20 protein-coding genes and 1 pseudogene are annotated in these 22384 nt (G+C 67.8%); 17 read left to right on the top strand and 4 right to left on the bottom strand.

All coding sequences use genetic code 11. From position 1 onward, the window contains the following. Nucleotides 1–166: 166 nt before the first annotated feature. The 4 genes from DIE03_RS05290 to DIE03_RS05275 all read left to right on the top strand — a co-directional run bounded on the left by DIE03_RS05290 (nt 167) and on the right by DIE03_RS05275 (nt 3549). On the top strand, nt 167–853 hold the full coding sequence (locus DIE03_RS05290; RefSeq protein ID WP_124448193.1) for a hydrolase: 687 nt from the start codon (nt 167–169) through the stop codon (nt 851–853). A 171-nt stretch (nt 854–1024) separates the two neighbouring features. Continuing rightward, nucleotides 1025–1192 carry a DUF1427 family protein gene (locus DIE03_RS05285; RefSeq protein WP_124448191.1) on the top strand — a complete coding sequence of 56 codons (168 nt, stop codon included), beginning with the start codon at nt 1025–1027 and terminating at the stop codon, nt 1190–1192. Between the two features lie 19 nt (nt 1193–1211). Continuing rightward, nucleotides 1212–3101 (top strand): amidohydrolase, encoded by a 1890-nt coding sequence (locus DIE03_RS05280; RefSeq protein ID WP_124448189.1) that lies wholly within the window; start codon nt 1212–1214, stop codon nt 3099–3101. 1 nt (nt 3102) lies between these two features. After that, nucleotides 3103–3549, top strand: a complete 447-nt coding sequence (locus DIE03_RS05275; protein WP_124448187.1) for a DoxX family protein — start codon at nt 3103–3105, stop codon at nt 3547–3549. Here the strand turns inward: DIE03_RS05275 and DIE03_RS05270 are convergent. Beyond that, the gene (locus tag DIE03_RS05270) at nt 3500–3946 is read right to left on the bottom strand and encodes a hypothetical protein (RefSeq protein WP_124448185.1); all 447 of its coding nucleotides are present in this window, start codon (nt 3944–3946) and stop codon (nt 3500–3502) included. The genes DIE03_RS05275 and DIE03_RS05270 overlap by 50 nt on opposite strands. Nucleotides 3947–4211: 265 nt before the next feature. Here DIE03_RS05270 and DIE03_RS05265 point away from each other — a divergent pair, with 265 nt between their 5' ends. The 10 genes from DIE03_RS05265 (at nt 4212) to DIE03_RS05220 (ending at nt 16044) form a co-directional block, all read left to right on the top strand. Beyond that, nucleotides 4212–5303 carry a triacylglycerol lipase gene (locus DIE03_RS05265; RefSeq protein ID WP_124448183.1) on the top strand — a complete coding sequence of 364 codons (1092 nt, stop codon included), beginning with the start codon at nt 4212–4214 and terminating at the stop codon, nt 5301–5303. Between the two features lie 3 nt (nt 5304–5306). Beyond that, nucleotides 5307–6347 carry a lipase secretion chaperone gene (locus tag DIE03_RS05260; protein WP_124448181.1) on the top strand — a complete coding sequence of 347 codons (1041 nt, stop codon included), beginning with the start codon at nt 5307–5309 and terminating at the stop codon, nt 6345–6347. Between the two features lie 462 nt (nt 6348–6809). Beyond that, complete coding sequence (locus DIE03_RS05255; RefSeq protein ID WP_185658104.1) at nt 6810–8312, top strand: MFS transporter; 1503 nt, start codon at nt 6810–6812, stop codon at nt 8310–8312. Between the two features lie 9 nt (nt 8313–8321). Then, nucleotides 8322–8909 carry a hydrolase gene (locus DIE03_RS05250; RefSeq protein WP_124448179.1) on the top strand — a complete coding sequence of 196 codons (588 nt, stop codon included), beginning with the start codon at nt 8322–8324 and terminating at the stop codon, nt 8907–8909. Between the two features lie 58 nt (nt 8910–8967). Then, the gene (locus tag DIE03_RS05245) at nt 8968–10131 is read left to right on the top strand and encodes a zinc-binding alcohol dehydrogenase family protein (protein ID WP_185658103.1); all 1164 of its coding nucleotides are present in this window, start codon (nt 8968–8970) and stop codon (nt 10129–10131) included. 100 nt (nt 10132–10231) lie between these two features. Further along, nucleotides 10232–11470: a CaiB/BaiF CoA-transferase family protein gene (locus DIE03_RS05240; protein ID WP_124448175.1), complete on the top strand. Its 1239-nt coding sequence runs from the start codon at nt 10232–10234 to the stop codon at nt 11468–11470. Beyond that, the gene (locus DIE03_RS05235; protein ID WP_124448173.1) at nt 11467–12339 is read left to right on the top strand and encodes a CoA ester lyase; all 873 of its coding nucleotides are present in this window, start codon (nt 11467–11469) and stop codon (nt 12337–12339) included. The genes DIE03_RS05240 and DIE03_RS05235 overlap by 4 nt, the downstream gene beginning before the upstream one ends. Beyond that, nucleotides 12336–13811: an MmgE/PrpD family protein gene (locus tag DIE03_RS05230; RefSeq protein WP_124448171.1), complete on the top strand. Its 1476-nt coding sequence runs from the start codon at nt 12336–12338 to the stop codon at nt 13809–13811. The genes DIE03_RS05235 and DIE03_RS05230 overlap by 4 nt, the downstream gene beginning before the upstream one ends. Continuing rightward, nucleotides 13808–14827: a cyclase family protein gene (locus tag DIE03_RS05225; RefSeq protein WP_124448169.1), complete on the top strand. Its 1020-nt coding sequence runs from the start codon at nt 13808–13810 to the stop codon at nt 14825–14827. Before DIE03_RS05230 ends, DIE03_RS05225 begins: the two co-directional genes overlap by 4 nt. A 287-nt stretch (nt 14828–15114) precedes the next feature. Beyond that, nucleotides 15115–16044, top strand: a complete 930-nt coding sequence (locus DIE03_RS05220; protein WP_124448167.1) for a LysR family transcriptional regulator — start codon at nt 15115–15117, stop codon at nt 16042–16044. Between the two features lie 7 nt (nt 16045–16051). Here DIE03_RS05220 and DIE03_RS05215 read toward each other — a convergent pair whose 3' ends face one another. From DIE03_RS05215 to DIE03_RS05205, 3 genes are all read right to left on the bottom strand, one after another. Continuing rightward, entirely contained in the window at nt 16052–17521 is a 1470-nt protein-coding gene (locus tag DIE03_RS05215; protein WP_124448165.1) for an MmgE/PrpD family protein, read from the bottom strand. Between the two features lie 45 nt (nt 17522–17566). Then, nucleotides 17567–18649: a porin gene (locus DIE03_RS05210; protein ID WP_124448163.1), complete on the bottom strand. Its 1083-nt coding sequence runs from the start codon at nt 18647–18649 to the stop codon at nt 17567–17569. 190 nt (nt 18650–18839) lie between these two features. Then, entirely contained in the window at nt 18840–19742 is a 903-nt protein-coding gene (locus DIE03_RS05205) for a CoA ester lyase (protein WP_124448161.1), read from the bottom strand. Nucleotides 19743–19977: 235 nt separating this feature from the next. On the opposite strand from DIE03_RS05205, the gene DIE03_RS05200 reads away from it, so the two are divergent. From DIE03_RS05200 to DIE03_RS05190, 3 genes and pseudogenes are all read left to right on the top strand, one after another. After that, nucleotides 19978–20742, top strand: coding sequence for an IclR family transcriptional regulator (locus DIE03_RS05200; protein WP_124448159.1), 765 nt, complete (start codon nt 19978–19980; stop codon nt 20740–20742). A 71-nt stretch (nt 20743–20813) separates the two neighbouring features. Next, complete coding sequence (locus DIE03_RS05195) at nt 20814–22094, top strand: CaiB/BaiF CoA-transferase family protein (RefSeq protein WP_124448157.1); 1281 nt, start codon at nt 20814–20816, stop codon at nt 22092–22094. A gap of 66 nt (nt 22095–22160) precedes the next feature. Then, nucleotides 22161–22384: pseudogene (locus DIE03_RS05190) on the top strand (cyclase family protein); the annotation flags it as partial.

The raw sequence follows: 22384 nt of genomic DNA, 5'->3' as shown, positions 1-22384 counted from the left end.
TATTTAGGGATTTTATTAATCGATTTGATTAAGTGGCGTTAGCATGATTTCGCGTGTTGAATGACAACGGCTGGTAGCAGAACCTCCCGGCACAGCGCATTGGGCACCTCCCGGCTTGTCGGAGAGGCAGGCTCACTTTTCACCCGCGTCAAAGGACATGATCGCCATGAGCAATCCGAAACTTGAAGTACTCACCCCCCATAACAGCCAGCTGATCTTCATCGACCAGCAGCCGCAGATGGCGTTCGGCGTGCAGTCGATCGATCGCCAGGTGCTGAAGAACAACGTCGTCGGGCTCGCGAAGGCCGCGAAGGTCTTCAACATCCCGACGACGATCACGACGGTCGAAAGCGACAGCTTCTCGGGCCACACCTATCCCGAGCTGCTCGACGTGTTCCCGAACCAGAAGACGCTCGAACGTACGTCGATGAATTCGTGGGACGACCAGAAGGTTCGCGACGCGCTCGCCGCGAACGGTCGCAAGAAGGTGGTCGTGTCGGGCCTGTGGACCGAAGTCTGCAATACGACGTTCGCGCTCTGCGCGATGCTCGAAGGCGACTACGAGATCTACATGGTCGCCGACGCATCGGGCGGCACGACGCAGGCTGCGCACGACTTCGCGATGCAGCGCATGGTGCAGGCGGGCGTGGTGCCGGTCACGTGGCAACAGGTCCTGCTCGAGTGGCAGCGCGACTGGGCGCGCCGCGACTCGTACGACGCGGTGATGGCGATCGCGAAGGAGCACTCGGGCGCGTACGGGATGGGCGTCGACTACGCATACACGATGGTCCACAAGGCACCGCAGCGCACCGCGACGCCGCACGAGTCGATCCCGCCCGTGCCGGCGAAGTAACCGCAGGCCGTTGCGACTGTCGATGCCGGTGCGGCGTGTTCCGGACGAACACGCCGCACCGGCGATACGAAATCGCGGGCGGCGGTACGTGGTCGATTCACGTATGCCGCCCGCCGCGTGTTTGCCAGGACGTTACGACCTGCATTCCAACCTGTCCGAGAAATTGATCGTATGGAATCCTATCTGGTTTCCCTTGGTGCGGGCTTGCTGATCGGTGTCATCTACAGCGCAATCAAGGTTCGCTCCCCGGCACCGCCGCTGATTGCCCTGGTCGGGTTGCTCGGCATGGTAATCGGCGTGCAGGCGATCCCCACCCTCAAACAGCTTTTTGGCTTCTGATCGAAACGAGGTGATGTATATGACCGCAACCGAGTCCCAACCGGATCTGATCCTTCACAACGGAAGGTTCACGACCCTCGACCGCGCCAACCCGACCGCGACGGCGGTGGCGATCGCCGCCGGCCGCTTCGTCGCGGTCGGCAGCGAAGCGGACGTGATGCCGCTCGCCGGCCGTGCGACGAAGGTCGTCGACCTCGGGGGCCGCGCCGTGCTGCCGGGCCTGATCGACAACCACTGCCACGTGATTCGCGGTGGCCTGAACTACAACATGGAGCTGCGCTGGGATGGCGTGCCGTCGCTCGCGGTGGCGATGGACATGCTCAGGCGCCAGGTCGCGATCACGCCCGCGCCGCAATGGGTGCGCGTGGTCGGCGGCTTCACCGAACACCAGTTCGCCGAGAAGCGCCTGCCGACGATCGAGGAACTCAACGCGGCCGCGCCCGATACGCCGGTGTTCATCCTGCACCTGTACGACCGCGCGCTGCTGAACGCGGCGGCACTGCGGGTGGTCGGCTACACGAAGGACACGCCGGAGCCGCCGGGCGGCACGATCCTGCGCGATGCCGCGGGCAACCCGACCGGGCTGCTGCTCGCGAACCCGAACGCGACGATCCTCTACGCGACGCTCGCGAAGGGGCCGAAGCTGCCGTTCGAATACCAGTACAACTCGACGCGCCACTTCATGCGGGAGCTGAACCGTCTCGGCGTGACGGGCGTGATCGATGCAGGCGGCGGTTCGCAGAACTACCCCGACGATTACGAGGTGATCCGCAAGCTGCACGACGCGGGCGAGATGACGATCCGGATCGCGTACAACCTGTTCACGCAGAAGCCGAACGCGGAGAAGGAAGACTTCGTGAACTGGACGAAGAGCGTCAAGTATCACGACGGCACCGACTATTTCCGCAACAACGGCGCGGGCGAGATGCTGGTGTTCTCGGCGGCCGATTTCGAGGACTTCCGCGTCGCCCGCCCGGACCTGCCGGCGCAGATGGAAGACGATCTCGAAGGCGTCGTGCGCGTGCTCGCGCAGAACCGCTGGCCGTGGCGCATGCATGCGACGTACGACGAAACGATCAGCCGCGCGCTCGACGTGTTCGAGAAGGTCAACAAGGACATTCCGCTTGACGGCCTGAACTGGTTCTTCGATCACGCGGAAACGATCACCGAGAAATCGATGGACCGGATCGCCGCGCTGGGCGGCGGCATCGCGGTGCAGCACCGGATGGCATACCAGGGCGAATACTTCGTCGAGCGCTACGGCGCGCAGGCGGCCGAGGCGACGCCGCCCGTCGCGAAGATGCTCTCGAAGGGCATCAAGGTGTCGGCCGGTACCGACGCGACGCGTGTTGCCTCGTACAACCCGTGGGTGTCGCTCGCGTGGCTCGTGACGGGCAAGACGGTCGGCGGGCTGCGCATGTATCCGCAACGCAACCTGCTCGATCGCGAGACCGCGCTGCGGATGTGGACCGAATACGTGACGTGGTTCTCGAACGAGGAAGGGAAGAAGGGGCGTGTCGCGGTCGGGCAGCTCGCCGACCTGGTGGTCCCGGATCGCGATTTCTTCACCTGCGCGGAGGACGAGATCATCGACACGACCGCGCTGCTGACGGTGGTCGGCGGCAAGATCGTGTGGGGCGCAGGGCCGTTCGCGTCGCACGACGCGCCGATTCCGCCCGCGATGCCGGACTGGTCGCCCGTGCGCGAGTACGGCGGCTATGGCGGCTGGGGGGCGACGCAACGCAGTGGCGCACCGCTGCAGCGTGCGGCGGCTGCCGCGATGTGCGGCTGCGCGAGTGCGTGCAACGTGCACGCGCATGCCCATGCGAGCGCGTGGGGCAGCGCGTTGCCGACGTCGGACGCGAAGGGCTTCTGGGGCGCGTTCGGCTGTTCGTGCTGGGCGATCTGACATGTCGACGACAACCGGCCGGTACAGCCCCGGGTGGATTCGTGTCGTGCTTGCGCAGCCGTGGGTCGCGGTGCTGGCACGGCTTGCGCTGGTTTCCGCCTTTTTGGTCGGAGGCATCAACAAGGCGATGCACTTCGGCGAGGCAATCGCGGAGCAGGCGCATTTCGGCCTGCACCCGGCCGCGCTCTGGGCTGCACTGGCGGTTGTGGTCGAGATCGGCGGTTCCCTGTGCGTGGTATTTCGCCGCTTCACGTGGCTCGGCGCCGGCAGCCTCGGCATGCTGACGTTCGTCGCGATGCTGGTGGCGAACGACTTCTGGAACCAGGCGGGCGTGGCGCGCTTCATGGCGCTCAACAGCTTTTTCGAGCACCTGGGCCTGATTGCCGCGCTCGTCCTCGTCACCATGCTCGGCGATGTTCGAAGTGGCGACGGTGACGGTCGCGCCTGATTTTCTCTATACATCGAGGCAGGAAGAAAATTCGATCCTTGGGGCACGGTCGCACGACCGTGCCCCGCGTGCCCACCTCCGATTGCCGGGGCGCATCGTAGGCCGTCCCGGACTGAGCACCATGAGCATGCGGTAGCTGGATCGTCTGAAGGTCGTAGAGATCTCGATCGAGCAGCACTGCAAACTTCTTCTTCAGCCCCGTATTCTCCCGCTCGAATTGCTTGAGCCGCTCGACGTCGGCCGCCGCGAGGCCGCCGGCATGCCGCCGCCAGTTCCGAAAATTCCACGGCAGTTCACCCGCGCGCGATCGATCCGTTTGGCGTGCGTCGGCGCGATGCCGTAACGGCCGGGATCGCAAGACGTCGACGAAGCGCGACGGATCGAGTGATCGACGCATCCGTTGTCAATTGACTAGAGCGCCCTGTCTAACCGTCAGCGCAGTTCGATTGAACGTGCTTCACTTCGCCTGCTGGTGCGAAAACGTTCGTTTGTGTTCGTTTTTATTCGTTTTCGGGTGTCGGTGTTCGCCGTGCCAAGCGATCGAGGCAGGTGCGGCCGACACCACACGCGCGACGTTTCAACGTCGAAAACGTCGCCGCATCAGCGATTCTCGCGTCCTCATCCTCAAGCAATTGACACGTACGTAAAAAATGGAGAGCAAGATGAGCAGATCGATACGAGCGAAGACAGCGGCGGCCGTGGTCGCATTCGCGATGAACGCGGCGCCTGCCGCGAGTGTTGGAACCTTTTTGTCGCTGGCCGGCGCGCATGCCGCTTCCGCCGCGACGACCGCGGTCGACGATTATGCGGCGACCAAGTACCCGATCATTCTCGTGCACGGGCTGACCGGCACCGACAAGTATGGCGGCGTCGTCGAGTACTGGTATCACATTCCTGAGGATCTGCAGGCGCACGGCGCGAAGGTCTACGTTGCCAATCTGTCCGGCTACCAGAGCGACGATGGCCCGAACGGGCGCGGCGAGCAATTGCTTGCCTATGTGAAGCAGGTGCTTGCGGCGACGGGCGCACAGAAAGTGAATCTGATCGGCCATAGCCAGGGTGGCTTGTCGTCGCGCTACGTTGCATCCGTTGCGCCGGAGCTGGTCGCATCGGTGACGACGATCAGCACGCCGCACTGGGGCTCGCAATTCGCGGACTTCGTCCAGCAACTGCTGCAGACGGATCCGACCGGCCTGTCGTCGGCCGTCTTCAGCGCGTTCGCAAATGCGCTCGGCACCTTGACGAGCAGCAACTTCAATACGAACCAGGACGCGATTCAGGCGTTGTCGGTGCTGACGACGGCGAAGGCCGCCGCCTACAACCAGAAATTCCCGAGCGCAGGTCTCGGTGCGCCGGGTTCGTGCACGACGGGCGCGTCGACCGAGACGGTCGGCGGCAATACGCACCTGCTTTATTCGTGGGGCGGCACGGCGATCCAGCCGACCGCGACGGTGGCCGGCGTGACGGGTGCCGTCGATACGAGCGTGAGCGGGGCTACCGATCCGGCGAACGTGCTCGATCCGTCGACGCTGGCACTGCTCGGCAGCGGTACGGTGATGGTCAATCGCGGCGCCGGCCCGAACGACGGCGTCGTATCGCAATGCAGCGCGCTGTTTGGCCAGGTGCTGGGCACGTATCACTGGAATCACACCGATGCGATCAACCAGATCCTCGGCGTACTCGGCGCGAATGTGGAGGATCCGGTTGCGGCGATCCGTACGCACGCGAACCGGCTGAAAACCCAGGGCGTGTAATCGATGACCGGTAGCAAGCGCGGTATCGCGCGACGCATCGCGCTTTACGGGGTGGCGGGCGTGGTCGCGGCTGGCGCAGCCTGGTATGCGATCGGCGTTCGGAAGACGCATGACGCCGGCGAGTCCGGCGTCGTGCGTGCCGAGGCCGTATCGTTCGCGTCGGTGGGCGCGGCGGCCAGCCCCGTGCCCGGTTTCGGCGCAAGCGCGCTGCCTCCGGCACTCGTCGGCTCGATCGCGCCGCGCCTGCCGCTCGACGCGCGCGGTCACCTCGAAAAGGTCGTGGCGGTGCGCGGCTTCTTCGATTATTTCCTGACCGCGCAAAACCAGCTGCGCCCCGTGGAACTGGATGCACTCGTTGCGCGCGCGATTGCCGCGCAGCTCGACGGTACGGTTGCGCAACGCGAGGCGCTCGACGTCTGGAAGCGCTACCGCGCGTATTTCGCCGAACTTGCGAAGCTGCCGGGCGGCGGCGCCGTGGACAACACGCTCGACCTGCAGGCATTGCAGCTCATGCTCGACCAGCGCGCGACGATCGCGAGCCGCACGCTGGGCGACTGGGGCGAGCCGTTCTTCGGCGCCGAGCAGGCGCTGCAGCGTGACGATCTCGCGCGCTTGAAGATCATCCGCGATCCGTTGCTGACCGACGACCAGAAGGCGGCACGTCTTGCCGCGCTCGAGCAGCAGCTGCCGGCCGATCGGCGTGCGGGGCTGGCGCGCCAGAAGGAGCAGAACAACGCGATCGCGCAGATCGACAAGGCACAGAAATCGAACGCGACGCCCGATGAAATGCGCGCGCAGCTCGCGCAAACGCTCGGGCCGGAGGCTGCCGAGCGAGTCGTGAAGATGCAGCAGGCGGACAACGCGTGGCATGCGAAGTACAACGAATATGCGGCGCAGCGCGCGCAGATCGATGCGCAGAACGTGCCGGCACAGGATCGCGATGCGCAGATCGCGCAATTGCGACAGCGCTACTTTACGGAGCCGGGCGAGGCGCTGCGTGCGGCGTCGCTCGATCGCGGCAGCGTGTCGACGCGCACGCAATAGATCCGGGCGCGATCGAGCGGATCGTCGTGCATCGAGCGATGTCCGCAACGCGTCGTCGACAACGATCGACGGGGCTTCGTTTGTCAGCACTTCAGCGCGGTCGAGCCGAGCCTCATTGCAGAACCGTCATGCCGGTCTAGAGCCATCGCTCTGAATCTCCATTGCACTGCCGCATAAAGCGGTCGCCAGCCGATGGAGACATACGGCACAAATCATTTCCCACACATTCGACACGATTCGCCGCGTTCCCCGGATACGCCCGTCCGGCAAGGGACACGGTTGATTTGCCGAGGTCGTTCCACCGCTTGCCGGGGCCGCTTTCGAGCATCCGGTTCGCGATCTGCATTCAAGCGACGAATGTGTGCATCGCAACAATCCATTTCATTCGCGGCAGTCGCGGCGGTAAGGTGAACGTACGTTCGAATTTGATCGAGCGAAGCGAATCCACCACTCGGCGATGCCATGAAAACGACTTCCGATCGACCTGCGCAAGCGGCACCCTCGACCTCCGGCGGCGCGCCGGAACGCGGCGGCAATGCGCACGCGACGGGCCTGCGCCTGCCGGCCACGCTGGTGGGCCCGATCGTGCTCGGCACGCTGCTCAATGCACTGAACTCGTCGATGATCGCGGTCGCGCTCGTCAGCATCCAGCAAGCGTTCAACCCGCACGCTGCCGCGCACGAACGCATCGACACGATGTGGCTCGTGTCGGGTCTCTATCTCGCGACGGCCGTCGGCCAGCCGACGATGGGACGGCTCGCCGACCGGTTCGGCGCGAAGCGGATCTTCTGCATCGGCCTCGCGATCGTCTTGATCGCGTCTGCGCTCGCGCCGTTCGCGCCGTCGCTCGGGTGGCTGATCGCGTCGCGCGTCGCGCTCGGCATCGGCACGTCCGCCGCGTATCCGGCCGGCATGGCGATGATCCGCACCTGGTCGCAGCGGCACGCGAACGGCGCGACGCCGACGGGCGGCCTCGGCGCGATCTCGGTCGCGGCGCAGGTGGCCGTCGCGTTCGGTCCGCCGCTCGGCGGCGCGCTCGTGCAGTTCGCCGGCTGGCGCGCGATCTTCTGGATCAACGTGCCGATCGTGCTGCTGGCCTTCGTGCTGGCGTGGCTGTGGATTCCGGCCGACGTCGTCCGGCGCGCCGTGCAGGGCCGCCACACGCTGCGCGGCACGCTGAACGAACTGGACCTGCCGGGCGTCGCGCTGTTCATCCTGACGCTCGCGAGCCTGCTGCTGTTCCTGCAGTCGGTGACGCGCGAGCCCGACTGGCTGCTGCTCGTCGCGACGCTGGTCCTGTGTCCGGTGCTGGTGCGGCGCGAGCGGCTGGCCGCGTCGCCGCTGATCGACATCCGCATGCTGAGCGACAACCGTGCGCTCACGGGCACCTACCTGCGCTGCGTCGGCACCTACGCGGTGTTCTACGCGATCTTCTATGCGCTGCCGATGTGGTTGCAGGAGGCCAAGCGCCTGTCCGCCGCCGACGCCGGCCTCGCGATGCTGCCGATTGCCGCGGTCGGCACGGTGGCGACGATGTTCGCGACGCGCCTCGCGCACCGTCACGGCTCGCGGCCGGTGCTGATCATCGGCTCCGCGATGCTGTGCGTCGGCAGCGTCGTGATGAGTCTGCTCACCAGTGCGATGCCGGTCTGGTCGATCGTGCTGCTGTCGATCGTGTTCGGCGTGCCGAACGGCTTCAACAATCTCGGCAACCAGGCGGCGCTCTACCAGAGCGCGCCGCATGACCGGATCGGCACGGCCTCGGGGCTGTACCGCACCGCGCAGTATGTCGGCGGCAGCCTGTCGTTTGCGCTCGTCGGGCTGGCGCTCGGCCATCCGGCGAGCGATCGCGGCCTGCGCGAGCTGGCCATCGTCCTGGCGGTCATCAGCGTGCTGCTGCTGCTCAACGCGGCATCGAGCCGGCACCTGGATGCCGCCGCATCTTCCATCTCCCAACAGAAGTGAGGTTTCAACATGTCCATTCCGACGCTCAATCGCACGGTCGCCCTGGTCGCCATCGATCTGCAGAGCGGCATCGTGTCGCTGCCGGTCGTGCCTTACACCGGCGCGCAGGTCGTGGCGAAGACGGTCGAGCTCGCGACCGCGTTCCGCGCGCTACAGCTTCCCGTCATCTACGTGCACACGAGCTACCAGCCGGACGGCGGCGTTGCGCTGAAGGTCAGGACGGATGCGCCGTCGGCGCCGCCGAATCTCGATCCCGAATGGAGCGCGTTCGCGCCGGCGCTCGGCGTGGGGCCGTCCGACATCGTCGTGACGAAGCACCAGTGGGGCGCGTTCACCGGCACCGATCTCGACGTGCAGCTGCGCCGGCGCGGCATCACGGACATCGTGCTGACGGGAATCGCGACCAACATCGGCGTCGAGTCGACGGCGCGCCAGGCATACGAGAACAACTACAACGTCGTCGTCGTCAGCGACGCGGTCAGCACGTCGTCCACCGACGCGCAGACCTTCGCGCTGACGCAGATCTTCCCGAAGCTCGGGCAGGTCGCCGCGACGGCCGACGTGGAGGCGGCACTGGAGCAGGCCTATTCGCGCTGAACGAAGCGGTGTGTTCGGCGTGCACCATTCATACAGAGCCATTTAACGAGGCATGACGATGATCAAGACCGATGCATGGGTTCTCTACGCAGGACCGGAACCGAGCAGGAAGCAGGCGCCCGTGGCGGGCGAGCTGCGTCGCGAGACCTTCGAATTCTCCGACCCGGAAGCCGACGAGGTGCTGGTCGAGCCGCTGTACGGATCGTGGGAAGCGAACCTCGACCACGCGCTGTCGCGCAATCCGGTCGACATCTGCCGGCAGCGCCGCGAGGACAAGATCGTGCTCGGCAACGGCGCGCTGGTGCGCATCGTGGAGCGCGGCAGCGGCGTGAAGACGCTGAAGGAGGGCGATATCTGCATGGTGATGCCGTTCGGCAAGCGCGACGAATACGGGTTCGCCGAACTCGTCTATGCGTACGACGCGCCGGGCACGATCGGCGTGATGGCGCAGCGGACCAAGATGCGCGCCGACAACCTCGTGGCCGTGCCGACGGACAGCCGGCATTCGCTGCTGCAATGGGCGACGTACGGCCGCTACTTCACCGCGTGGGACAACTGGAAGGTGGCGTCGGCATGCTGGCGCTCGCAGCTGCCGGACGTCGATCCGGCCGACTACCTGGTATTCGGCTGGGGCGGCGGCACGACGCTCGCCGAGCTGCAGCTCGCGAAGCGCGAGGGCTTTCGCGTCGCGATGACGGCGAGCAACGACCGGCGCCTCGAGGAGCTCGCGAAGCTCGGCATCACGCCGGTCGATCGCCGCAAGTTCCCGAATCTCGCGTATGACGACGAGCGCTACAAGACCGATCCCGAGTACCAGGCGAGCTATCGCGAGTCGGAGCGCGTGTTCGCGGAGACGATCGCGGAACTGAGCGGCGGCCGCGGCGTCGCGATCTTCCTCGACAATCTCGGCGGCGCGCTGTATCGCGCGACGATGCGCGTGGTCGGCCGTACCGGCATCGTCACCACGGTCGGCTGGAAGACCGGGATGCGCCTGTGGAACCTGCGCGCGACGGAATGCATCAACCGCCGCCTGCACATCCACACGCATGCGTGGCGCTACGACGACAGCATCATGATCCGCGACTTCCAGGAAACGAGCGGCTGGATCGGCCAGGAGCCGACCGAGATCTTCGATTTCGACGAGGTGCCGAAGCTCGCGTCCGACTACCTGAACGGGAAGATCCAGACGTATTTCCCGATCTACCGGATCAACGCCGTCTAAGCGGCAGGTCGCGCGCCGCGCCCGCATCGCAGCACGACGATTAGTCATGCAGACGATATCGGCGCGGCGCACCGAGCAATTCATCTGACTGGAGAACGGCATGGCCACTGTGGAACTCGGAGACGTCGACGCCGGCGCGGCGTCGGACGCCTCCAATCCGGCGCCGCTCGACGGCATTCGCGTGATCGACGCCGCGACGTTGTTCGCGGGCCCGCTCGCGGCGACGATGCTCGCGGACTACGGCGCCGACGTGATCAAGGTCGAGCATCCGGACGGCGATCCGGCGCGCAAGTACGGCGCGCGCCGCGACGACGTGCCGTTGTGGTGGAAGGTGCTCGCGCGCAACAAGCGGGCGGTCACGCTGAATCTCGGCACGGCCGACGGCCAGCGGATCTTCCGCGAACTGGCGGCGCAGGCCGACGTGGTCGTCGAGAACTTCCGGCCCGGCACGCTCGAGCGCTGGGGGCTCGGCTACGACGTGCTGGCCGCGCTCAATCCGCGGCTCGTGCTCGTGCGGGTGACGGGCTTCGGCCAGTTCGGCCCGTATGCGAGCCGCCCGGGCTTCGGCACGCTGGCCGAGGCGATGAGCGGGCTCGCATCGATCACCGGCGAGGCGAACGGCCCGCCGCTGCTGCCGTCGTTTCCGCTCGCCGACACGATCGCGGGGCTGACCGCCGCGTTCGCGATCATGACGGCGCTGAAGGCGCGCGAGCGCACCGGGCGCGGGCAGGTCGTCGATCTCGCGATCATCGAGACGATGCTCGCCGCGATGGGCGCGCAGGTGGCGAGCTACGACCAGACGGGGCGGGTGCCCGAGCGCACCGGCAATCGTTCGCCGAACAATTCGCCGCGCGGCGTCTACCGCACGTCGGACGGCAAATGGGTCGCGCTGTCGACGTCGGCGCACAGCATCGCGGAGCGCGTGATGCACCTCGTCGGCCGCGCGGACCTGATCGACGAGCCCTGGTTCGCGAACGGTGCCCAGCGCGCGGAGCACGCGGACGAGCTGGATGCGGCGGTCGGCGGCTGGATCGGGCAGCGCACGCGCGACGAGGTGATCGCCGAATTCGAGCGCGCGCAGGCGGCGGTCGCGCCGATCTACGACGTCGCCGACGTGCTGCGCGATCCGCAGTACGCGGCGCTCGGCTCGGTCGTGTCGGTACCCGACGCGGAGCTCGGCGCGTTCCGCACGCACAACGTGCCGTTCCGGTTGTCCGACACGCCCGGCGCGATCCGCTGGGGCGGGCCTGCACGCGGCACGCACAATGACGAAGTATTCGGCGCATTGGGACTGGAGCGGCGCGAGATCGCCGACTTGACCGAACGAGGCGTTTTATGAAAACCAGCGCAACTTACCGCAGTTACCTTTACGTGCCCGCGCACAAGGCGCAGGTGGTCGAGAAGGCGTATGCGAGCGAAGCCGACGCCGTCGTGCTCGACCTCGAGGATGCCGTGCCGGCCAGCCACAAGGCCGAGGCGCGCGAGGCGGCCGCCGCGATTCTCGCGGAAGGCCCGCCGAAGCCGACGTACGTGCGGATCAACCCGATCGGCAGCCCGTGGTGCCGCGACGACGTCGACGCGATCGCGCAACCGGCGCTGCAGGCGCTGCGCCTGCCGAAATGCGACCTGCCGCAGCAGATCCAGGAAGTGGCGGGCTGGCTCGATGCGCTCGGCTGCGATGCGGGCATCCAGATCCTGATCGAGTCGGCGTACGGCGTCGAGACGGCTTACCAGCTCGCGAGCGCATCGCCGCGGCTCGAACGGATCGGGCTCGGCGAGAGCGACCTGCGCGCGGACCTGCAGATCGGCGTCGACAATTTCACGCTCGAGGTGTGCCGTGCGCGCTGCGTGGTCGCGTCGCGCGCGGCAGGGCTGACCGGGCCGATCCAGACCGTCTATCACACGCTGCCCGATCTCGACGGCCTGAAGGAATCGACGCTGCGCGCGAAATCGATGGGGTTCCTCGGCCGCTTCGCGATCCATCCGTCGCAGCTGCCGGTGATCAACGCGGTGTTCACGCCGTCGGAGGACGAGATCCGCGCGGCCGAGCGCGTGCTCGAGGCGGTCGATGCGGCGGCGGGCAAGGCCTCGGCGTCGTCGGTGTTCGTGCTGCCGGACGGCCGCGTGGTCGCGCCGCCGTTGATCGCCAACGCGCGCGTGACGCTCGCGCTCGCGAACAATCTTCGACTCAGTGGAGCACTGGCATGAGCACACCCGAGACGCTTTCCGCGCCGGCCGCGACGCACCGGCCCGCGCCGCCCGACGGGATCGTCGGCGCGCTGGGCCGCTTCGTGGCGGAGGTGCGCGCCGAAGGGCTGGATCGCCGGCTGCGTGTCGAGGCCGCCGCGCGCGTGCTCGACGTGATCGGCAACAGCCTGATCGCGCATGACGAACCGGTCGCGCAGTCGGTGCTGCAGGTCGCGCGGCGCTGGGCCGGCGTCGGGCCGGCGGGCGTGATCGGCGCGCCCGACCGGCTTCCGGCCGCGAGCGCCGCGCTCGTCAACGGCACGCTCGCGCACGCGATGGACTTCGACGACTCGCACATGCTGTCGGTGCTGCATCCGAGCGCGTCGGTGATCCCGGCCGCGCTCGCCGCCGCGCAGGCGAGCGGCGCGTCGGGCGCCGCGCTGCTCGATGCGATCACGGTCGGCACCGAGGTGTGCATCCGGCTCGGCGTCGCCGCTTACAACGAGCGGCTCGGCAATTCGGTGTTCTTCGAGCGCGGCCAGCACGCGACGTCGATCTGCGGCACGGTCGGCGCAGCGGCGGCCGCGGCGATGCTGTTCGGGCTCGACGCCGCGCAGATCGCGGCGGCGCTCGGGATCGCCGCGAGCATGGGCGCGGGCCTGCTCGAGGCGAACCGCACCGGTGGCTCGGTGAAGCGCATCCACTGCGGCTGGGCGGCGCACGCGGGCGTGAGCGCGGCGGAACTCGCAGGCGCGGGCGTGACCGCGCCGCCGACCGCGCTGGAAGGCCGCTTCGGCTTCTTCCACGCATGGTGCGGCGAGCTGGCCGACGTCGACGCGGTGCTGCGCAACCTCGGCGACGAGTGGGAGACGAGCCGGATCATCTTCAAGCCGTACCCGTGCAATCACTTCACGCATCCGGGCATCGATGCGGCGTTGCGGTTGAAGGCGGAGGGCGTGACGGCCGACGACGTGGTGTCTGCCGAGCTGCGGGTCGCGACGTCGACGCTGCGCACGATCGGCGAGCCGGCGGAGCTGAAGGCGAATCCGCCGAACGGCTATGCGGCGGCGTTCTCGGGGCCGTACACGGTCGCGGCGGCGCTGCTCGGCGGCGGCGGGCTCGGCGTCTGGTTCGACGATTTCGACGATGCGCTTGCGCAGGACCCCGCACGGCGCGCGCTGGCCGCGAAGGTGCGTTGCGTCGCCGATCCGTGGTGCGACGAGCGATTCCCGCACTTCCTGCCGGCCGTGCTGCGCGTGGTGCTGCGCGACGGGCAGGTGCGCGAGGCGCGGATCGATTCGAGCAAGGGCACCAATGCGCGGCCGCTGACCGAGGAGGAACTCGTCGCGAAGTTCGTGCTGGCGGCGAGTTCGGTCATCGGCATGCCGCGCGCGCTCGAACTGCGCGACGCGGTGCAGGCGCTCGTCGACGACGCGCCGCTCGACGCGCTCGCGGCGCTGACGTCAGGTTCTGAAGGAGGACACCGATCTTGAATGCACCGCGCTGGAAAAAACGGCCGCCCGGCTCGAACTGGGGCGATTTCGGCCCCGACGATCAGAAGGGGCGGCTGAACTGGCTGACGCCGGACAAGGTAAGGCAGGGCGCGGCTGAGGTTCGGGAAGGGCTGTCGTTCTCACTGAGCCTGCCGCTCGACGTGCCGCGCGGCGGCGGGCTGAACGCGCGGCGCCGGCCGCCGGCGATCATGCCGGCGCTGCTCGGCGGCAAGCCGTACTTCGGTTATCGCGCGGACGAGCAGGTTGCGAACGCAACCGACGTGGTTTGCGACGATTCGTTCTGCATGCACTCGCAGTTCTCGACGCAATGGGACGGCCTGTCGCACGTGGGCGGCCTGTTCGACGCGGACGACGACGGCGTGCCTGAAATCGTGTTCTACAACGGTTTCCGGATGGGCGAGCATCTGCGGGTGCCGCAGGAGGGCGACGCGACGGGCGGCGCGCGCGCGCTCGGCATCGAGGTGATGGCGCAGACGGGCGTGCAGGGGCGCGGCGTGCTGATCGACCTGCGGCGTCATTTCGGCGACGCACGCACCAAGGTCGGCTTCGCGCAACTGATGCAGGTGATGGACGCGGACCGCGTGCAGGTCGAACGTGGCGACATCGTCTGCATTCATACCGGCTTTGCGGATCTGCTGCTGAACGACGACGGCGGATCGCCGGCGACGGTCGCGAGCGCGTGCGTGCTGGACAGCAGCGACGCGCGGCTGCTGCAATGGATCGACGAATCGGGGCTGGCCGCGCTCGTGGCCGACAATCATGCGATCGAGGAACGCCCGCAGCATGCGCAACCGCTCGCGCAGCCGGGCGCACTGATGCCGCTGCACGAGCTGTGCCTGTTCAAGCTCGGCATTCACCTCGGCGAGCTGTGGCACCTGACGCCGCTCGCGAACTGGCTGCATGCGCACCGCCGGAACCGGTTTCTGCTGACCGCGCCGCCGTTGCATATCCGCGGCCTGGTCGGCGCGCCGGTGAATCCTGTCGCGACCGTTTGAGCCTGCGGGCGGCTGCTGTGGGGGCGGCCGCCCGCACTTTTTTTGCAACGCGACCGGGTTGCGGCAATCGGGAATTCAGCCGTCGATTGGCACGGTATCCGGAAGAATCGGCGCCAAACGTTTCAATTAAGTTAAAAAATTAACCAATGTCGTCCGACACCTAAAAATATTGGCAAGTCAAGATTGGACTATTCTTGTGCATTGCACTAAATATCAGGGGATTGCTCCCGTTGCGGAATATCGCAACAGGAGGCGGTGATTAACCTGTTTAGTGGATGGTCGCAAACATGAATTTACGTTCGATCGATCTGAACCTGCTGGTCATACTCGATGCGCTATTGACGGAGAAACAGGTCACACGGGCCGGCCAGAAGGTCGGCCTCACGCAGCCGGCCGTCAGCAACGCGCTGGCGCGGCTGCGGTTCCTGTTCAAGGACGAGATCCTGGCGCGCACCGCGGTCGGCATGGAATTGACGCCGCGCGCGCAGGCGCTGGCCATGCCGATTCGACAAATCATGCAACAAATCGAGGAATTATTTGAATCGGATTATCAATTCAATCCTTTTACGTCCGAGCGCCATTTTACGGTGCGCATGTCGGATCTCACCGAATTGCTGTTACTGCCGGCCCTGTTGCGCTGCATGCGATTGACCAGCCCGAATATCGGCATGGACGTCGTGCACATGAGCGCCGCCAAGACCGCCGACGCGCTCGAATCGGGGCTGCTCGACCTGGCGGTCAGCGCGGGCCTCGAACATTCGGGCACGCTGTCGTCGCAAATCGTGTTTCATGACCGGATGGTCTGCGTGATGAGCCGCAGTCATCCGGATGCCGGCAAGCCGCTGACGCTCGAACGATTCCTCGCGCTCGACTTCCTCAACGTGACGATCAACCCGGTCGACCACAGCCTGGTCGACAACCTGCTCGCGAACATGAACTGCACGCGGCACATCGCGCTCAACGTGCCGCACTGGCTCGTCGTGCCGAACATGCTGGACGCGCTGCCGTACGCGGTGATCATGTCGGAGCGGCATGCGGTGAGCCTCGACGATGCGCGGCTCGTGATCCGCGAGCTGCCGCTCGCGATGGAGCCCGTCGCGTGGTCGCTCTACTGGCACCGCCGCTACGACGGCAGCAACGCGCACGCGTGGCTGCGCGGGCGCATCGTCGAGGTCGCGGACGCGCTCGAGCGGCCGGGCGTCGCGGCGGAGGCCTAGGGCCTGCTCACGCGGGTCGGCCGACGACGAGCAACGGCGGCAGCGTCGCGACGTCGGGCTGCTCGTCGAGCCGCCACAGGTAATCGAGCGCCGCGCGGGTCTGCGTCGGGCTCCAGTGCCGCCGGCAGTTTTTCGCGAACTTCGTGTCGTAGTCGTCGCGCTGCATCGGCCGCGTCGGCGAGCCGGGCAGGTCGTCCACCTGCTTCGCGCAGGTCGTGCCGTCTTCGCACACGGCCGTCACCCGGTTCGGCGCCTGTGCCGGATACCGGGCGGTCAGCGCCGGGTCCTCGTGCACCGTGATCCGCTCGATCAACGCGCGCAGCGCCGGATCGTGCAGTGCATCGTGCCGGTAGCTCTCGGTCGTGATGTCGCCGTCGAGCATGGCACGCGCGACGATGTACGGCAGGCTGTGATCGGCGGTTTCGTGGGTCGACGGCGCCCATTTTTCGCGGTCGCGGCCGGCCGTCACGTAGCCGACCGCGGTCGTGTGGACCTCGATGCGCCGGATGCGGCGCAGGTCGCCAACCTGCGCGGCGACGTCGAGCGCGGCCGGGATCGCGGTTTGCGTGAGCCCTTGCGCGGGATAGAGCTTCACGAAGCACTTGCCGATCCGGAACGCGCCGCCGCGCCCGCCGAATTCGCGCGTGTCGACGGCGAACGGCCCGGACACCTGCGGAAAGAACCCCGCCATGCCTTCGAAGATCGGCGCGGGGCCGGTCAGCCCGGCGCGGGCGAGCTGCGTCGAGAACACCGCGTTGCGCGCAGCGTCCGCATCGGCGAGCGCCTTCCAGTTCGACAACTGCTGCACGCGCGTCTGGTTCAGCGCGAGATGGCCGTTGATCGACAGGTTCACCGCCTGGACCAGTTGCGGCGCCGGCATGCGCATCAGCTTGCCGGCGGCGAGCGCGACGGCGGGCAGGCTGTAGCACGTGTGGTCCCAGCCGCGCGGGCTGATCGCGGCGGCATCCATCAGCCGGCACGCGATCTCGTACGCGATCGCGATCGACAGGATCAGGTCGCGGCCGTTCGCATGCTGCGCTTCGGCGACGGCGAGGCACGCGGACATGTTGTCGCTCGGATGACCGGTCTCCTTGCCGGCGTAAGCGTCGTTGAAATCGTAGTAGCGCAGCGCGGCGCCGGTCGCGAACGCGGCGAGATCGGCGCTCGTGCGCTGGTTCGTGCCGACGATCGTCGATACGCCGGCCGGCGCCGCGAGCGCCGCGTCGCGCGCGATCCGCACCGGGCGTTCGTCGTGCGCGGCGATCGCGCAGCCGAGCGCGTCGATCAGGTGTGCCTTGATCGTCTCGATCGTCGCGGCGTCGAGGTCGCGATACTGCAGCCCGGCCGCGTAGTCGGCGAGCTGTTGCGCGAGATCGGGACGGTCGGCGGCCGCCGGCAGTGCGCCGGCGCGGACACGGGCGAGCGGCAGCGCGAGCGCGGCGCCCGTCAGCGTGGAAAGGAAGTGGCGGCGGTTCATGGTTTGAGGACTCCGAAAGTTCCTGAAAGTGCGGGAGAGGCGGGCTCAGAACAGCTTGCGCAGGCCGAGTGCCGCGCCCGCGCTGCCGGCGCGGTCGGCAGCCAGCGTGTAGTGGAGGAAGTTGTAGTTGTAGTTGTCGAAATCGAGCGCGGCGCGACGCGCGTAGCCGCCCGCCAGGTACAGCGTGACGGCCTTCGACAGAAAGTAGTTCAACTGCAGCGTGACCTGCTGCGGGTTGGCCGGGTGCGGCGCGGGCGTCCGCGCGTTCGGCGGATTCTGCGCGCGGATGTCCTCGTAATAGAACGCGCCGATCGCCTGCAGGTAAGGGGTGACCGCGTAGCGCACGCCGGCCCACCAGAACGTGTAGCGGGTCACGACCGACGGCGCGTCGACGCCGCTGCGGCCATGCGTGACGCCGGCCAGCAGCTGCGCGCGGTCGACGGACACGATCGCGGCGGCGGCGTAGCGGCGGAAATGCGCGAAGCCGCCCGGCTGCGGCGTGTTGACGTTGTCGAACGCGGCGGCGAACGAGAGGGCGCCGCCGGTATAGTCGAAGCCGGCGCCGTAGGCGGCGTTCGACTGGAACGCGCCGGGCGTGCCGCCGAACGAATAGTGCGTTTCGAGCGTCAGCGAGCCGATCTTCGCCAGGTACTTGGCGACGTTGTTTTCGCGGAAGTTGACGCCGACGATCGCGCCGGCCGGCTCGTACAGCGTCGAGTACGCGCCCGTCGGCGAATAGCGCTCCATGACGTCGAACAGCGTCGAATACTGGTGGCCGAGCCGCAGCGCGCCCCAGCGCTCGTGCTGCAGCCCCACCCACGCGGAGCGGTCGAAGCCGCCCGCGCCGGTCCCTGTACCGTTGTTCAGGTTGATGCCGCTTTCGAGCCGGAACGCGGCCTGCCAGCCGCCGCCGAGATCCTCGACGCCTTTCAGGCCCCAGCGCGAGCCGCTTTTGCCGCCCGACGCCATCCGCACGAGCGATGCCGACGACTTGTCGCCGGGCGCGGCCTGGTGGGTGAGGAATTCCGTATAGATGTCGGCCACGCCGTACAGCGTGATCGTGCTCTGCGCGCAGGCGCCGGCCGATACGAGGCCCAGTCCGCACAATGCGGACATTCGCTTGCCCATGGCTTGTCTCCTTCCAGGGTTTGTATTTATTTGATTGCGGCGCCGCGCCGGTCGAGCGGCGCGGCGGGTGCTGCGGGGCGACGCTATCCGGGCCGCGCGGCGAACCGGCTGCGTCGCGGCGAGATGCACGCGCGCACCGCGCGACGTGCGCCTGCGCAGCGATGAAGCACGGCGATGCAGGGCGCGCGCATCAGCGGGGCGTGCCGTCGGCACGCGCCTGCACGGCCGCGTGACGCGCGAGCACGCGCTTCGCGCGGGCGACGCCCGGCGCGTCGACCATCCTGCCGTCGACGCGCAGCGCGCCGCGCCCGTTCGCGCACGCGTCGTCGTAGGCGGCCAGCACCGCGTTCGCGTCGCGCACCGCGGCGTCGTCGGGGCGGAATGCGCGGTTGAGCGCGCCGACCTGCAGCGGATGAATGCAGGTCGCGCCCGCATAGCCGAGTTCCGCGGACGCACGCGCGATGCGCTCGAACGCGTCGAGATCGTGCAGCTCGTCGAGGCCGCCGATGAGGCCGAGCGGCAGAATGCCGGCCGCGCGCGCGGCGATGATCAGCAGTTGCTTCGGCACGCGCAGCACGTCGGCGCTCGCGCCGCTTTCGCAATTCAGCGCGAAGTCGCCGCCGCCCAGCATCATCGCGACGACGCGCGGCGACGCCCGCGCGATCCGGTCCATCGCCTGGAACGCGCGCGGCGTTTCGACGATCGCGACGATCCGCGTGCGGCCCGGCGGCGCGCCGCTTTCCGCTTCGAGCGAGGCCAGCAGTTCGTCGATCGCCTCGACGTGCGAGCCGCCGCGCACCTTCGGCAGCACGACGCCGTCCACGCCGGCCCGGACGGCCGCGCGCAGGTCGTGCACCAGCAGGTCGAGCGGACCGTTGGCGCGCACCAGCACGTCGCGACCCGGCGCGCGCAGCGCCGGCACGGCATCGGCCAGCCCGTCGCGGGCGGCTTCCTTGCACGCAGGCGGGACGCTGTCCTCGAGATCGAGGATCAGTGCATCGGCGTCGCTCGCCGCGGCCGAAGCGACGAAACGGGGGACGTGGGCGGGGACGTACAGCAACGAGCGCCAGACGGGTTGAGGCGACGAATTCATCAGTGATCTCGAAAAATAAAAGTCACTTTCATTTTTGTGATGGATGACGGCATTCGTCAAGATTATCGTTAACGCCTAGTTTCTAAGGAGATCGCGGGAAGATGAGCGAGCGAAGCTGCGATGATTCATGTTGATGTCATCGATGATATGCGTATAATGAAAGTGACTTTCATTTTTTGCCGGATGTCGGCCGCCGTGATGCGGCACGACTCCGGCGGCATCGCACGAGGTGGACATGAACAAGGTGGAGACAAGCAATCCCGCAGAGGGCGGCGTGGCGGCGGTCAACCGCGCACTGACCGCGCTGCTGGCGTTCGGCAACGCGCCCGGCGGACTGATGCTCGCGCAGGTCAGCGAGGAGACGGGGCTCAACATGAGCACGCTGTTGCGGATGTTCGAGTCGCTCGAGCAGTTCCGCTTCATCAAGCGCCTGCCGGACGGGCGCTACGTGCTGGGGCCCGCCGTGTTCCAGCTCGGGATGATGTATCGCGAGTCGTTCCAGCTGCGCGAGTACGTGATGCCGATCCTGTCGACGCTGTCGATGCAAACCGGCGAGACAGCCGCGTTCTACGTGCGCGAAGGGGATCAGCGCGTGTGCCTGTTCCGCATCCAGGCGCAGCGCTCGGTGCGCACGCATCTGCGCGAGGGCGACCGCTTTCCGCTCGACGTCGGCGCGGCCGGGCGCGTGCTGCTCTCGTTCAGCGGCACGCGCGGCGGCGACTACGAGAAGACGGCCGAGCAAGGTTACGCGGTGTCGATCGCCGAGCGCGACCCGGAAAGCGCGGCGATCGCGTGCCCGGCGTTCGGCGTCGGCCGCGTGCTGAGCGGTGCGATCTCGCTCGGCGTGCCGCGCTATCGCTTCAACAAGAAGGTGCTGGCCGACTACCTGCCGCGCGTGCAGGCGGCGGCCGCCGAGCTGACGCATGCATTGGGCGGCGATCTGCCCGCCGCGGGCGCGGCGTTCCGCGCAGCCGACCAGCTCGGCGTGCTGCTCGATTAGTACCGGCGCGCGGCCGAGCGCGCGCACTTAGAAGTCCGCATCGAACGACACACACCAACCAGGAGACAAGCATGTTCGTTCCCGACCCGCAGGCCGCTTACGCGGCCGGCGCGCGCCGTCGCGCGTCCACCGGCCCGATCCATCCGAAATCGTTCGACGCCGGTGCGCAGGGGCCGCTCGCGGGCGTGCGCGTCGTCGATCTGTCGCGCCTGATGGCGGGCAACATGCTGAGCGTGCAGCTCGCCGATTTCGGCGCGGACGTCGTGAAGGTCGAGAGCGAGCGCGGCGATACGCTGCGCGCGGTCGGCGCGGGCGGGATCAGCACGAACTGGAAGGTGTACGGACGCAACAAGCGCAGCGTGTGCATCGACCTGCGCGCGCCCGAGGGGATCGATATCGTCCGCCGGCTGTTGCGCGACGCGGACGTGTTCGTCGAGAGCTTCAAGCCCGGCGTCGCCGAGAAGATGGGGCTCGGCCCGGACGACCTGCTCGCGATCCGTCCCGAGCTGGTGATCGCGCGGATCTCCGGGTGGGGGCAGACGGGGCCGTACCGTCACAAGCCGGGCTTCGGCACGCTCGCGGAAGGGTACGCGGGGTTCGCCGCGATCAACGGCTTCGCCGATCGCGAGCCGGTGCTGCCGCCGATGTTCCTCGGCGACATGACGGCCGGGCTGTCCGGCGCGATCGCCGTGCTGGTCGCACTGTATGCGCGCGACGCGCACGGCGCGGCGGGGCAAGTGATCGACGTGTCGCTGTTCGAGCCGCTGCTGTCGATCCTCGGGCCGGCCGCCGCGAACTACGTGATGACCGGCGAGATCAAGGCACGCACCGGCAGCCGCTCGTCGAACACCGCACCGCGCAACGCGTATCGCACACGCGACGGCAAGTGGCTGTGCCTGTCGAGCTCGACGCAGGCGATGGCCGAGCGGCTGTTCCGCGCGATCGGCCGAGCGGACCTGATCGACGATCCGCGCTACGCGACCAACGTGCAGCGCGTGCGGCACGCGGAGGCGCTCGATGCGATCGTCGGCGAATTCATCGCCGCGCGCGATCTCGATGCCAATCTCGCCTTCTTCGAGGAAGCAGGCGTGACGGTCGGGCCGATCCAGGACATCGCGCAGATCGTCGAGGATCACTACGTGATCGAGCGCGAGGCGCTCGTCGAGCTGCCGGACGACGATGTCGGCAGCCTGCCGATGCACAACATCACGCCGCGCCTGTCGGCCACGCCCGGCGCGTTCCGCCGGCCGGCGCCCGCGCTCGGCGAGAACAATCGCGAGATCCTGCTACCGCTGCTCGGCGAACGCGAATACGAGCGGCTCGCCGGGCTGGGCGTGATCCGCACGCGCTAGGCGCGCCGTGCGAAGCGGCCGCGAACGACGGCCGCCGCACCCTGGACATTGCATGGAGGAGACACCATGAAGCCACGCTGGACACATCGCCCGCCCGGCTCGAACTGGGGGGATTTCGGCCCCGACGATCAGAAAGGGCGCTTGAACTGGCTGACGGCCGACGCGGTGTTGCGCGGCGTCGCGGAGGTGCGCGAAGGCCGCGTATTCTCGCTGAGCCTGCCGCTCGACGTGCCGCGCGGCGGCGGGCTGAACGCGCGGCGCCGGCCGCCGGCGATCATGCCGGCGCTGCT

The sequence above is a fragment of the Burkholderia sp. Bp8992 genome, from assembly GCF_003853705.1.
Classification (GTDB): Bacteria; Pseudomonadota; Gammaproteobacteria; order Burkholderiales; family Burkholderiaceae; genus Burkholderia.
The sequence above is the reverse complement of the archived record's forward strand: the minus strand, read 5'-3'. Positions and strand labels throughout refer to the sequence as shown.

Coding starts and splice junctions, on each gene's coding strand:
- DIE03_RS05290 (WP_124448193.1), top strand. CDS start 167: ATGAGCAATCCGAAACTTGAAGTACTCACCCCCCATAACAGCCAGCTG.
- DIE03_RS05285 (WP_124448191.1), top strand. CDS start 1,025: ATGGAATCCTATCTGGTTTCCCTTGGTGCGGGCTTGCTGATCGGTGTC.
- DIE03_RS05280 (WP_124448189.1), top strand. CDS start 1,212: ATGACCGCAACCGAGTCCCAACCGGATCTGATCCTTCACAACGGAAGG.
- DIE03_RS05275 (WP_124448187.1), top strand. CDS start 3,103: ATGTCGACGACAACCGGCCGGTACAGCCCCGGGTGGATTCGTGTCGTG.
- DIE03_RS05270 (WP_124448185.1), bottom strand. CDS start 3,946: ATGCGTCGATCACTCGATCCGTCGCGCTTCGTCGACGTCTTGCGATCC.
- DIE03_RS05265 (WP_124448183.1), top strand. CDS start 4,212: ATGAGCAGATCGATACGAGCGAAGACAGCGGCGGCCGTGGTCGCATTC.
- DIE03_RS05260 (WP_124448181.1), top strand. CDS start 5,307: ATGACCGGTAGCAAGCGCGGTATCGCGCGACGCATCGCGCTTTACGGG.
- DIE03_RS05255 (WP_185658104.1), top strand. CDS start 6,810: ATGAAAACGACTTCCGATCGACCTGCGCAAGCGGCACCCTCGACCTCC.
- DIE03_RS05250 (WP_124448179.1), top strand. CDS start 8,322: ATGTCCATTCCGACGCTCAATCGCACGGTCGCCCTGGTCGCCATCGAT.
- DIE03_RS05245 (WP_185658103.1), top strand. CDS start 8,968: ATGATCAAGACCGATGCATGGGTTCTCTACGCAGGACCGGAACCGAGC.
- DIE03_RS05240 (WP_124448175.1), top strand. CDS start 10,232: ATGGCCACTGTGGAACTCGGAGACGTCGACGCCGGCGCGGCGTCGGAC.
- DIE03_RS05235 (WP_124448173.1), top strand. CDS start 11,467: ATGAAAACCAGCGCAACTTACCGCAGTTACCTTTACGTGCCCGCGCAC.
- DIE03_RS05230 (WP_124448171.1), top strand. CDS start 12,336: ATGAGCACACCCGAGACGCTTTCCGCGCCGGCCGCGACGCACCGGCCC.
- DIE03_RS05220 (WP_124448167.1), top strand. CDS start 15,115: ATGAATTTACGTTCGATCGATCTGAACCTGCTGGTCATACTCGATGCG.
- DIE03_RS05215 (WP_124448165.1), bottom strand. CDS start 17,521: ATGAACCGCCGCCACTTCCTTTCCACGCTGACGGGCGCCGCGCTCGCG.
- DIE03_RS05210 (WP_124448163.1), bottom strand. CDS start 18,649: ATGGGCAAGCGAATGTCCGCATTGTGCGGACTGGGCCTCGTATCGGCC.
- DIE03_RS05205 (WP_124448161.1), bottom strand. CDS start 19,742: ATGAATTCGTCGCCTCAACCCGTCTGGCGCTCGTTGCTGTACGTCCCC.
- DIE03_RS05200 (WP_124448159.1), top strand. CDS start 19,978: ATGAACAAGGTGGAGACAAGCAATCCCGCAGAGGGCGGCGTGGCGGCG.
- DIE03_RS05195 (WP_124448157.1), top strand. CDS start 20,814: ATGTTCGTTCCCGACCCGCAGGCCGCTTACGCGGCCGGCGCGCGCCGT.